We start from the raw sequence: 11,967 nt of genomic DNA, 5'->3' as shown, positions 1-11,967 counted from the left end.
GAATCCCAGCGCCAGCCGGACGACTTGACGGCGGACGCGGCCCGTCTCGGGGCACCGGACATAGCACCGGTGTGAGGGGCGGGCGGGCGCTCCCGGCGGGGGCAGGGCCGGAGGGCTCTGCCCCCTCCGGCTTGTGTGTGACGCGGGGCTTGGGATGCGGGGTCAGCGCGACGTCTTGCAGCCGTAGTGCTTCTGCAGAGCCGGCATGTAAGCGTTCATGAACTCCTCCATCTTGCTTTCACTATTGCCGTAAAGGCCGTTTGCCTCTTGAGGTGAAAGCGACACCATGCCATAGACGGGAGGTGAACCCTCCTGGCACGTCGCAATGGAGATTGACTTGAGGGGCTTAATGCCCAGCTTTCCCTCGTAGGTGTTCGGCGATGTCGGGGGGTAGTTCAAACGCGACAGGCTGAAGTCAGGTCTCTCGGGATCGTGCAGGACTGAGAAGTAGTACCTGTCGTTCACGTAGACCGAACAGGCATGGGGGGCGAGATCAGACTCCATCTTTTCGACGTCGACTTCTTCGCCTTCCTCTGGGAGGAGCGCCGCGACGGCCGAGGTTGGGACCTTGACTCCGCAGAGAGAGCGAGGCGGAGTGGGCTTTTCTGCTCCGCACCCTGCAGTCATTCCCAACGAGAGCGACAGGAGAATGCCTATAGCCGCTTTTCGAGTCATCCACGCTTCCCCTCAGCTTGCTTGGCTTCGTCAGAGCCGGACTGCTGGTCGGAGCTGCTCAGTCGAAGTCGGGCAGGACGGTGACCTGCTTTTCGGCCCAGGTGGCGTCCGTCTGCTCTCGCTGCAACCTGAGGCGGCGCGAGTTGTCGCCCTCGGCGTCGCGGAAGTTCTTCGCCGTCTGCATCAGGTTCGAGCCGGTCCTGTCGAGGGCCTTGCGCAGGTGGTTCAGTTTGCGTCCCCACTCGGCTTCGCCCTGGTCCAGCGCAGCCCCCAGCTGCCCCGACCACTGCGCCCCGCTCATCGCCTTCGCACCTGCCCGCACGTCCGATGCAGCGGTACGGCCCTGCTCCGAGACGCGCGTCGCCATCTGCTTCTCCGCCTGCCCGGCCCTGTCGAGCTTTCCCGGGTCATCGATGCGGAACTCGCTCATGTAAGCCCCCCCTGGCTGTTTGTCGTCGGGCGACGGTAACAGCGGGTTGTAGGGCGATCCACAAAGGGCTGCTGTTCGTACAAAAACCGGCCAACCGGTACGTCTCTCCCTCGTGCTCGTGTGACGTCGCCGCATGCGGCGGGTGCGTGGCCGGTGTGTGCCGGGTGCGGAGGGTGTGAGCAGGGGGGCTCGTGACGGGTGGTCAGGTGTCCTGTACGTGCGCGCCCCCGCATTCGGGGTACCGGCCTGATGGTTCACAATGGAGCGGGACTTGGGGCGGGCCCGTCGCTGAGGGACTTGAGGGGATTCATGAGCGAGGACGCGGGGCGGCTGGTAGGAGGGCGCTATCGGCTCGGGGATGTCCTCGGGCGCGGCGGTATGGGCACCGTGTGGCGCGGCGAGGACGAGATCCTCGGCCGTTCGGTGGCGGTGAAGGAGCTGCGCTTCCCCTCCAGTGTCGAGGAGGACGAGAAGCAGCGGCTGATCACCCGCACCCTGCGCGAGGCCAAGGCGATCGCCCGGATCCGCAGCGGCAGTGCCGTGACCGTCTTCGACGTCGTGGACGAGGACGACCGGCCCTGGATCGTCATGGAGCTGATCGAGGGCAGTTCGCTCGCCGACCACATCCGCAGGGACGGCCCGCTGACGCCGCAGCGTGCGGCCGAGGTCGGTCTGGCGGTGCTCGACGTGCTGCGCGCCGCCCACCGCGAAGGCGTCCTGCACCGTGACGTGAAGCCCTCGAACGTCCTGCTGGAGGACGTCACGGACCGCGTCGTGCTCACCGACTTCGGTATCGCCAAGGTGGAGGGCGACCCGTCGGTGACGTCAACGGGAATGCTGGTGGGCGCCCCGTCCTACATCTCGCCCGAGCGGGCGCGCGGCAAGCCGCCGGGCCCGCCCGCCGACCTGTGGTCGCTGGGCGCGCTGCTGTACGCGGCGGTGGAGGGGCACCCTCCGTACGACAAGGGGTCGGCCATATCGACTCTGACGGCGGTGATGACGGAGCCCGTGCCGCCGCCGCAGCAGGCCGGGGAACTGGAAGAAGTGATCTTCGGGCTGCTCACGAAGGACCCGGAGAAGCGGCTCGACGTCGCGGGCGCCCGTGACCTGCTGCAGCCCGTCGCGACGGGAAGCGGCGCTGCGGGCGCGGCCGCGGGCCGGAGCAGCGGCGGTTCGACGGCCGTCCTCCCTGCGGCGCCGGACGGTGCGGGCAAGGACGGCGAGGCCGACGAGACGTCGAAGCCCGAGGGCGGCGAGCCCGGCGGCGGCGAGGAAAGCGGAACGGACGCACACAAGGCGGGCCGCGACGCGAAGGGCGCAGTCAAGAAGAACTCCGACAAGAGGAAGTCCGACAAGCGCAGGGGCGCGAAGTCGCCCGCCGCCGCGGGTGCCGCCGCCGGTGCGGCTGGAGCGGCCGCGGCGGCCGGGAGCGCGTCCGAGGAGCCGTCGGCGTCCCCCGCCGCCGGTGTCGGCGAGTCCGGCTCGGCCGGTGGAGAGGCCACCGGGGGAGCGAAGGCCGCACCCGCCGCCCCGGGTGGGGGAGCCGCGCCGGGCAGCGGCGGTACGACCACTTTCGCGGCGCTCGTGAACAGGTATCCGCGCCGGACGTGGGGCATCGCCGCCGCGGCCGTCGCCGCCGTGCTGGCGCTCGTGGCCGTCCTCCTCGTCAACGCGGGGGACGGCGGCGGGGGCGGCAAGTCCGGCAAGGACGCCGCTGCTTCGGGCGGCACCGGGGAGGGCTCCAAGGGCGAGAAGGGCACCGGCGGCAAGAAGGACGGGAAGGACGAGGGCGGCGAGGAGTCCGCGCCGTCCCCCGACCCCGAGGAGTCCTCAGGCGAGGAGGACGACGGGGAGGAGCCCGGAGACGAGGGTGGTCCGCTGCCGGACGACTACGAGCAAGTCACCAACAAACGCTTCCACTTCAGCATCGCCATGCCGAAGGACTTCGAGCGCGTCGGCATCGCCGGCACCAACTCCGGGGCCAAGTACTCCGACGGTGGCCTGCCGAAGCTCCAGGTCGACTTCAGCGGCAGCCCCAAGTCGGACGCCGCCGCGACGTGGCGCGCCCTCGAGCCCGCCGTGAGCAACAGCAGCGGCTACAAGCTCAGGGGCATAAAGAAGGTGAGCTGGCGGGACTATCCGAGCGTCGCGGACTGGCAGTTCGAGCGCGACGAGGACGGCAAGAGGGTGCGCGTCCTCAACCGCGGCTTCAAGGCCGACAGTTCGCACGGCTTCGCGATAATGATCACCTGCAGGGCGGACAAGTGGGACGACGAGGAGTGCCGGACCCTGCGTGACACGGCGTTCGAGACCTTCAAGCCGCTCGACTGAGAGCGGTTCCCCCGCCGCGTTTCGGGGGACGTTGGGAGAGAGGCCGCCCCGGGCAGTCGAACCGGGGGGCCGTCGCGTCCGCCCGGCGCGGGCGACGGGGGGCGTGGGCAGGTTCGTGGACCGGCCGCGCCTGACAGTGCGGGCACGTATCGTGAATGGCCGCAGACCGGTGTCCGTCCGCAAAGATGCGGATGCAGTGGGGAATCGACGGTCTCGCGCGTTGTGGGGAGGTGTCGTGGAGGACTACGCCGGCAAGGCGGGACGGCTGCTCGCCGACCGCTACCGCTTGCCGCAACCACCGGCCGACGCCTACTACTTGGCCGAATCGGTCGCGTACGACACAGCCAGCGGGCAGGAAGTGCTGGTACGCCAGATCCCGTTACCGGAGGTCGTGGACGCGGAGTTCGTCGGGGACGGCGCCCCGGGCGGCGACGCCGGCGAGGGGCGCTTCCGCGGTTCCGTGGGGCGTGCCACCCGCAGGCCGGCGGACCCGGCGGTGCGCAGGGCCGTCGAGGCGGCCGTCTCCGCCGCGCGCATCCCGGACCATCCGCGGCTCGACCAGGTCTTCGACGTGTTCGTCGAGGGCGACGGACTGTGGATCGTCAGCGAACTGCTGCCCGCGACGCCGCTGGCCGCGCTGCTCAGGGACCAGACCCTCACGGCCCATCGCGCGGCCGAGATCGCCGCGGACGTGCTCACCGCGCTGCGCACGGTGCACGCGCACGGCTGGACGCACCGCAACGTCACGTCGCGCACGGTCCTGATCTGCGACGACGGGCGCGCTCTGCTCACGGGCCTGGCCGTGTCCGCTGCGGAGGAGGCCCTCTGCGGCTACAACCCTCTTCCCGACGCGGGCCCGGCACCGCTCCCGCCCACCGGCGCCATCCCCGGCGACCCCTCCCTGCGGGGCACGGACGGAACCGACGGCGGGCCCGGGGGAGCCGGGAGTGCGCCCGGCACCTACCGCGGGATGTGGACGGACACCCCGCTGCCGGAGGGTTTCGACGCGAGGCAGGACGAGGAGGGCGGGGGCTCCGCGGGGAATGCCGCCACGCCGCCTCCCACCGGCGAGCCGTCGCACCGCTCCGGCGAGGACCGGGGCCCGCGCGGCATATTCGGCCTGGAGGGGCCGGGAACCGGCCTTCCGGATCCGGCCGCCGGGCAGCAGGACAGCGCAGCACCGGGCAGCACTGTGCCTGGCCGCACTGCGCCGGGCAGCGCAGCGCCGGACCACGCCGGGCCGGGCCGGTACGACCGCGGGACGCGGGGGCCGCGCAGCGACGCGATAGCCGCATACCAGGCGGGCACCCGGCGCGGCGTCGCAGCACGGGCGGCCGGCGCGGAGGGGGAGCGCGACGGGGAGCACGTACACGGGACGGACGGCACCGGCCAGGCAGGCAGCCCGTACGGCTCACATCCCGCGCCGGACGACTGCGTGCGCTGGCTGCCCTCGGGCGAGGACGAGGTCAGCCCGAGCGACCTGCCCGGCTCGCGTCCCCCCAACAGCCTTCCCGTCAGGGCCTCCTGGCGATCCGACACCCCCCGCGCCCACCCCGCGCAGGAGCAGGGCGAGCCCCTGTCCGGGGAGGGCCCCGAGTCCGGCCACGCGGAGTCCGGCCACGGGCAATACGGCTACACCGCTTCCGAGTACGCGGAGTCCGAGTACGCGGGGTCCGAGTACGCCGGTGGCGCGGACGAGTTCACCGGCGACCTCGTCCCGTACGAGCAGGAGGAGGACGCGTACCCCGTCGAGCCGGACGAGGAGAACCTCTCCTGGGGAGACCCCGAGGCGGACGGCGACCCTGAGCACTACCGCGGCCCCACCACCGCGCTGGCGGCCGAGCGGGCGCGGCACGCCCGTATGACGATCGTGGGTGCGGTCAGCGAGCGCTGGGCCCCCGAGCAGGCCGGGCCCGTTCACGCGAACTGGCGGCTGGCCCCGCCCGTCGGCCCGTCCGCGGACCTGTGGGCGCTGGGCGTGCTCCTCTTCCGCGCGGTGCAGGGCCACGCCCCTTACCCGGAGGACGACGTCGCCGAGCTGGTGCAGATGGTCTGCGCCGAGCCGCCGGCCTTCGCGGAGGACTGCGGGCCGCTGCGTCCCGTCGTCGAGTCGTTGATGCGTCAGGACCCGACGGAGCGGCCGGACTTCGAGGAGCTGCGGGGCTGGCTGCGTTCGCTGGTGCGGTCGGCTCCGGAGCCCGACGCCGGATGGCACACCGTCTACGCACCGTCCCTGGAGTCGGGCCGCCCGTCCGATCCGCGCCGGCTGCCGATCCTGCGCAGGCGCGGCGAACTCGTCCGCAGGAGGCGGGCGGAGAGGCGTGCCGCGGCGGCGGAGCGGAAGCGGCAGAAGCGGAGCAGGCCGAAGCGCACGAGACCCGAGCGGCCCGCCCCTCCCGTGGCTCCGTCTCCCGTGGCTCCGTCTCACTCGGTCCCCGACGCGCCGCCGCCCGCGGCTTCCTACGCCGCGCCTCGGGGGGCCGCGTACGACGTGCCGCCTCCGGCTGCCGCGGCGCCGCCCGTCCGGGAGCGGTCCCGTCGCGTGCGGGAGAAGAGGAGCGGCCGGTCCGGCGGCAGCCCGCTCAAGCTGGGGCGCCTGCTTCTCGGGCTGGTCCTGCTGGGCATGACGGGTGCCGTGCTGTACGCGATGTGGTTCATGCCCGAGGGCGGCACCGGCGCCTCGAACCAGCAGCGCGGCTCGGTGGGCGGGGACAGCCGCTCCGCGGAGCCGGACGGCGGCGGCTCCGGCGGGGAGGACTCCGGCAAGGGCGACGGCGGCGGCAGCGGCAGCGGCAAGGGGGGCGCGGACGAGCCGCAGAATCCGGGGCCCGCCGGCAAGGTCCCCGAGGGCTACAAGCTGAGCCGTGACCCCGCGGGCTTCCAGATCGCGGTGCCCCGCGAGTGGGACCGCAGGTCCACCACGGGCCGCGGCCAGGTCCGGTACAACGGTGGCGCGGTCGAGATGGTCGTCGTCAACGGCCGGGACAGCACGAAGAAGTACGGCGGCGACCCGATGGCCTACCAGAGCGACGACGAGCCGGAGCTGGCGGCGTACCGCGCGTCGGAGTGGGCCTCGACGTCCGGTCTGCGCCGCATCGACGTCGGCGCCACGGCGATGGCCGAGGGCACGTTCAGCTGGCGCGACGGCGGGCGCGACGTGTACGCCCGCAACCGGGCGATGATCCTCGACGGGCGCTACCACCTGCTGCTGGTGATGGGCTCGAAGACCAACAAGGCGGAGATCGACCGCCACTTCGAGGCCGTCGCCGACACCTACCGGTCGACGGGACGCTAGGCCCCTGCCTCGACGGGACGCCAGGCCCCGTACCGAGCGACGGGACCCTGGGGGCCGCGGGCGCGGGCCGTCCGCCCGTACGGCCCGCCGGGGCTCCGTGCAGCCCGGGCGGGAGCCCGCGCGACCCGGCCGCATCCCGCTCCACGGCCGTCGTGCCAGCGTTCACTGGCAGATTCGGTGAAAGTGGTTACCGTCGGGTATGCAGCGCGTTGCGGCGGTCGTAGTCTCTGGCGCATGACGGACACGCAGGACACGCGAGAGAAGCAGGGCACCGGTGCCGCCGAGGGGAGCGGGCCGGGCAATCCCGTCGCAGCGGCTCCCGCGGGAGTGCGCACCGCTGCCGAGGTGGTCACCCCTGACCTCGTCGCCCGCCTCACGAAGGGAGTGAGGGGGAGCGCCAGCACGCCCACCCACTCGCCCTTCACGGGTGAGCGGCTCGCCGAACTGCCCGAGGCCACCCCCGAGGACGTGGCCGCCGCGTTCGACCGTGCCCGTGACGCCCAGCGCGCCTGGGCGGCGACGCCCGTGAAGCAGCGCGCCGCCGTCCTGCTCCGCTTCCACGACCTTGTGCTGAAGCGGCAGAACGAGGTGCTGGACCTGATCCAGCTGCAGACGGGCAAGACCCGCCTCCACGCGCACGAGGAGGTACTGGCGGTGTCCGTCGCCGCCCGGCACTACGGGCGGAAGGCCCCGGCGTACCTGCGGCCCAAGCGGCACACGGGGGCGATCCCGGTCCTGACCAAGGTGACCGAACTGCGCCACCCCCGCGGCGTCGTCGGGCAGATCGCTCCCTGGAACTACCCCCTCGAACTGTCCGTCGGGGACGCCCTTCCGGCCTTCGTGTCCGGCAACGCCGTCGTGATGAAACCGGACACGGAGACGGCGCTGAGCGCGATGTGGGCCCGGCGGCTCCTGATCGAGGCCGGGCTGCCCGAGGAGGTCTGGCAGATCGTCATCGGGGACGGCCCCGTGGTGGGCCCCGCGGTCGTCGAGGGCGGCGACTACGTCTCGTTCACGGGCTCGACGCAGACGGGCCGCAGCGTCGCACAGCTCGCCGCCGCCCGGCTGGTGGGCTGCTCGCTGGAGCTCGGCGGCAAGAACGGCATGATCGTGCTGCCGGACGCGGACCTGGACAAGGCCGCGGACGGCGCGGTGCGCGCCTGCTTCTCGTCCGCCGGGCAGCTGTGCATCTCGATCGAGCGGCTGTACGTGGAGGAGTCGGTGGCGGACGACTTCCTGGAGCGCTTCGTCGCCCGCACCAAGCGGATGAAGCTGGGATCGTCGCTCGCCTTCGGCGCGGACATAGGCTCACTCGTCTCGCAGAAGCAGCTGGCGAACGTCACCCGGCACGTCGAGGAGGCCGTCGCGAAGGGCGCCAAGGTGCTCGCCGGCGGGCGCGCCAGGCCGGACGTCGGGCCGCTGTTCTTCGAGCCGACGATCCTCGACGGTGTCGAGGCGCCGATGGCCGTGTGTTCCGAGGAGACCTTCGGGCCTGTCGTCTCCGTGTACCGCTACTCGGATGTCGACGAGGCCGTCGGACTCGTCAACTCGACCTCGTACGGCCTGAACGCGAGCGTGTGGGGCGGAAACGGGCGCACCGCACGGGAGGTCGCGGGGCGGCTGCGCGCGGGGACCGTCAACGTCAACGAGGGGTACGCCGCCGCGTACGGCAGCGTGCAGGCCCCGATGGGCGGCATGGGCGAGTCCGGCATCGGCAGACGGCACGGCGCGGAGGGCATCCTCAAGTACACCGATCCGCAGACCGTCGCCCACCAGCGTCTGCTGCCGATGGCGCCCTCGTTCGGCATGGACGACGAGAAGTACGCGGCGTTCATGAGCGTCTCGCTCAAGGCCCTCAAGGCGCTCCGCTTCCGCTGACGGCTCCCGGGGCGGCGCCGCGGACGACCGCGCCGCCCCGACGACAGGCCGACCGCGCCGCCCCGACGGCACGCCGTCCGTCCCCGCACCACCGGCAGACCACCCACCGAGCCGCACCACTCGCACCGGAGGCACACCGTGTCCGAGGAGAACTCCGCCCGGGACAAGGGCGATTCGCACGACTACGACGTGATTGTCATCGGTTCCGGCTTCGGCGGTTCCGTGTCAGCGCTCCGCCTGACGGAGAAGGGCTACCGCGTCGGCGTGCTGGAGGCCGGCCGCCGCTTCACGCGCGAGACGCTGCCGAAGAACTCCTGGGACACCAGGAACTACATCTGGGCGCCGGCGCTGGGCCTCTACGGCATCCAGCGCATCCACCTGCTGAGCAACGTCATGATCCTCGCGGGAGCGGGCGTCGGCGGAGGTTCGCTCAACTACGCCAACACGCTGTACGTGCCTCCTCCGGCCTTCTTCAAGGACCGCCAGTGGGGCCACATCACCGACTGGCAGGAGGAGTTGCGTCCCTTCTACGACCAGGCGAAGCGGATGCTCGGCGTCCGCCTGAACCCGACGACGACCCCGTCCGACGAGCATCTGAAACGGACCGCCGAGCGCATGGGAGTCGGCGACAGCTTTCACATGGCGCCGGTCGGGGTCTTCTTCGGGGACGGTGAGGACGCCGACGGCAAGGTCACCGCCAAGCCCGGAGAGGAGGCGGCCGACCCCTACTTCGGCGGCGTGGGCCCCTCGCGCAAGGCGTGTGAGGAGTGCGGGGAGTGCATGACGGGCTGCCGCCGCGGCGCGAAGAACACCCTGAACGAGAACTACCTCTACCTCGCGGAGAAGGCGGGCGCCGTCGTGCACCCGATGACCACCGTCCGCGAGGTCGAGGAGCTCCCGGACGGAGCGGGGTTCGCGGTCACCTGCGTCGCCACCGACAAGCGCAAGGGCCCCGCCAAGGTGCTGCGAGCGGAGAAGGTGGTGGTCGCGGCCGGCACGTACGGGACGCAGACCCTGCTGCACCGCATGCGCGACGCGGGCACGCTGCCGCGCCTGTCGGACCGGCTCGGCGAGCTGACACGGACCAACTCCGAGGCGCTGGTGGGCGCGCAGACCGTCGAACGCCGCTACAGGAAGAAGTGGAAGGACGGCCGGGCGCTGGACTTCACTCGCGGCGTGGCCATCACCTCGTCCATCCATCCGGACGAGCACACGCACATCGAGCCCGTCCGCTACGGGCGCGGATCGAACGCGATGAGCGCGCTGACGACGCTGCAGGTCAACCACGACACCAAGCTGCCCAAGGTGCTCGGCCACCTGCTCACCTGCCTGCGGCACCCCAGTCTCTTCCTGCGCTCCCTGTCCGGGCGGAAGTGGTCCGAGCGGGTCATCATCGCCCTCGTGATGCAGACCCACGACAACTCCCTGACGACGTTCCGCAAGCAGAAGGGCCTGGGGAAGGGCCTGCTGACGGCGCGTCAGGGCCACGGAGCGCCCAACCCGGCCCACATACCCGAGGGTTCGGAGGCGGCGCGGCTGCTCGCGGAGGAGATCAACGGCTTCGCCGGCGCCAACCTCGGTGAGGTGATGGGTACTCCGCTGACGGCGCACTTCCTCGGCGGCTGCCCGATCGGCACCGACGCCGACACCGGAGTCATCGACCCCTATCACCGGCTGTACGGGCATCCGGGCATCTCGGTCGTCGACGGCTCGGCCGTCTCGGCGAACCTGGGTGTGAACCCCTCTCTCACGATCACCGCGCAGGCGGAGCGTGCGATGTCGCTGTGGCCCAACAAGGGCGAGGAGGACGCGCGTCCGGCCCAGGGCGGCGAGTACGTGCGTCTCGAACCGGTGCCGCCGCGCCGTCCGGTCGTGCCCGACAGCGCGTTCGCGGCGCTCCGTCTGACGGTGCTGCCGGTGCCGGAGGTGCCCAAGAGCGCCGCGAAGAAGGCGGACGGCGCGGCAGGGGCCGAGCCGGCGGAGAGGTGACGGCTCGGCGGTGACGGCCTCGCGGTGCCGTACGCCCGGTGACGTGCCGGGGGTACGGCACCGCGGCTGTGTGCGGCTGTGTGCGGCTCAGCGCGGAAGACTGCGAAAGGGCCCCGTGGTGCCGGCCGGGTGGGTGGTGGGCGGCGACCGCGGGGCCCTTCGGTCAGCGCGGACGTCAGGGCAGCGTCCGCGCTGAGGGAGCGGCACCGGGGGGTAGTGCCGCACGGCTGCCGTGCTGAGCAGGGCACATTGCGGCCCGTGCTCGTCAACGGCGGTGTGATCAAAGGGAGTTCGCACGTGCATCGTGGTCGATGTGCCGGGCGGTGCGCAAGCAGTTCGCGCCACTCCGTCACTTGATCCGTACCGGCTGGCCGGAACTTTTACCGTCGGACGGGAATCTTCCGAACCCCTCCGGGCGCCGGACCTCGGCCGGAGCGGGAAGCGGGAAGCGGGAGGGGGAACGGGAAGCGGGAGCGGGACGGGGACCGCGGAGCGGCCGGTCCCAGGCGTCCCCCGGACCGGCCGCCACTCCCCGCCTGCGCGGCGAGGGGGCGTGACCGGGCTGCTGTCCCCTGCTGACCGGTCACTCGCGCCGCAACGAGGTCCCACGACACTTCCGCCTCCGCCTCACGGGAGAAACGGGCGTCTCATCGCTGCGATGGCGCCGCCCCGATCCGCCTGGCGCCCGGCTGACATCGGGGACACCGGGGTCAACGAAGCCTTCACAGGCCGGGTCACGCACCGTACGGGTGACCGCCGCGCCGTCGCCTTGCCACGGCGCGGGCTGCGGCCGCGCCCACCGCGTCACCACGCGGCGGGCGCGGGGACCAGGCACGACGCGGCCGCGACCTACTCCGTCCGGCCCCCAAAGCCCCTGTGCGGAACGGGACTTCGACCGCGCCCGCACCGGCAGCCCCCGCGTCAGCCGCGGGACAGGCTCAGCAAAGTCATCGCGAGCTGCGTTCCGGGCCGTCCGAGCTCGCTGCGGTAGCGGTTGAGGATCTCCATCTCCCGCGCGAGCCCGCCGGCGCCTCCGCGCGCGGTGGAGGCGTCCCCGTCCGGCCCCGCGCCCGTGCCGCGCTCCGCGTCCCCGTCGCGCCGCGTCCGCCGCGCGCCCGCCGAGACCGCTCTGCGCTCCTGAACGAGGGCGATGATCCGCCGGTCCAGGTCGTCGATGCGCTCCCGCACGCCGCCTCCGGACGCACCGTCCGCACGTCCGCCGTCCCCGGGTGGAGCGCCGGTGGCGTCCGTGCCCGCCCCGGCGCCGGCCGCCTTGCCGCCGGCGTGCGCTGCCCGGCCGTTCCCGCCGGCGGTTCCTGCCCTCGTTCCGCTGCTCATGGCTCTCTCCGTTCTCAGGGTCGTACCCTCC

The 11,967-nt window shown here is 72.4% G+C and carries 7 protein-coding genes; 4 read left to right on the top strand and 3 right to left on the bottom strand.

Annotation, left to right across the window (positions count from 1 at the left end):
- Nucleotides 1-162 precede the first annotated feature (162 nt).
- Both H181DRAFT_RS05475 and H181DRAFT_RS05470 read right to left on the bottom strand, forming a co-directional pair.
- Entirely contained in the window at nt 163-675 is a 513-nt protein-coding gene (locus H181DRAFT_RS05475; RefSeq protein ID WP_139131670.1) for a hypothetical protein, read from the bottom strand.
- A gap of 58 nt (nt 676-733) precedes the next feature.
- On the bottom strand, nt 734-1,105 hold the full coding sequence (locus tag H181DRAFT_RS05470; protein WP_045863003.1) for a WXG100 family type VII secretion target: 372 nt from the start codon (nt 1,103-1,105) through the stop codon (nt 734-736).
- A gap of 309 nt (nt 1,106-1,414) precedes the next feature.
- Here H181DRAFT_RS05470 and H181DRAFT_RS05465 point away from each other — a divergent pair, with 309 nt between their 5' ends.
- The 4 genes from H181DRAFT_RS05465 to H181DRAFT_RS05450 all read left to right on the top strand — a co-directional run bounded on the left by H181DRAFT_RS05465 (nt 1,415) and on the right by H181DRAFT_RS05450 (nt 10,598).
- The gene (locus tag H181DRAFT_RS05465) at nt 1,415-3,436 is read left to right on the top strand and encodes a serine/threonine-protein kinase (RefSeq protein ID WP_045863002.1); all 2,022 of its coding nucleotides are present in this window, start codon (nt 1,415-1,417) and stop codon (nt 3,434-3,436) included.
- Nucleotides 3,437-3,671: 235 nt separating this feature from the next.
- Nucleotides 3,672-6,731, top strand: coding sequence for a protein kinase (locus H181DRAFT_RS05460; RefSeq protein WP_045863001.1), 3,060 nt, complete (start codon nt 3,672-3,674; stop codon nt 6,729-6,731).
- A 234-nt stretch (nt 6,732-6,965) separates the two neighbouring features.
- Nucleotides 6,966-8,609, top strand: coding sequence for a succinic semialdehyde dehydrogenase (locus H181DRAFT_RS05455; RefSeq protein ID WP_045863000.1), 1,644 nt, complete (start codon nt 6,966-6,968; stop codon nt 8,607-8,609).
- Between the two features lie 138 nt (nt 8,610-8,747).
- The gene (locus tag H181DRAFT_RS05450) at nt 8,748-10,598 is read left to right on the top strand and encodes a GMC oxidoreductase (RefSeq protein WP_045862999.1); all 1,851 of its coding nucleotides are present in this window, start codon (nt 8,748-8,750) and stop codon (nt 10,596-10,598) included.
- A 921-nt stretch (nt 10,599-11,519) separates the two neighbouring features.
- On the opposite strand, the gene H181DRAFT_RS29770 is transcribed toward H181DRAFT_RS05450, so the two are convergent.
- The gene (locus H181DRAFT_RS29770) at nt 11,520-11,936 is read right to left on the bottom strand and encodes a chorismate mutase family protein (protein WP_254666704.1); all 417 of its coding nucleotides are present in this window, start codon (nt 11,934-11,936) and stop codon (nt 11,520-11,522) included.
- Between the last annotated feature and the right edge of the window lie 31 nt (nt 11,937-11,967).

This window comes from Streptomyces sp. WMMB 714 (genome assembly GCF_900090125.1).
GTDB lineage: Bacteria > Actinomycetota > Actinomycetes > Streptomycetales > Streptomycetaceae > Streptomyces > Streptomyces daqingensis.
The sequence above is the reverse complement of the archived record's forward strand: the minus strand, read 5'-3'. Positions and strand labels throughout refer to the sequence as shown.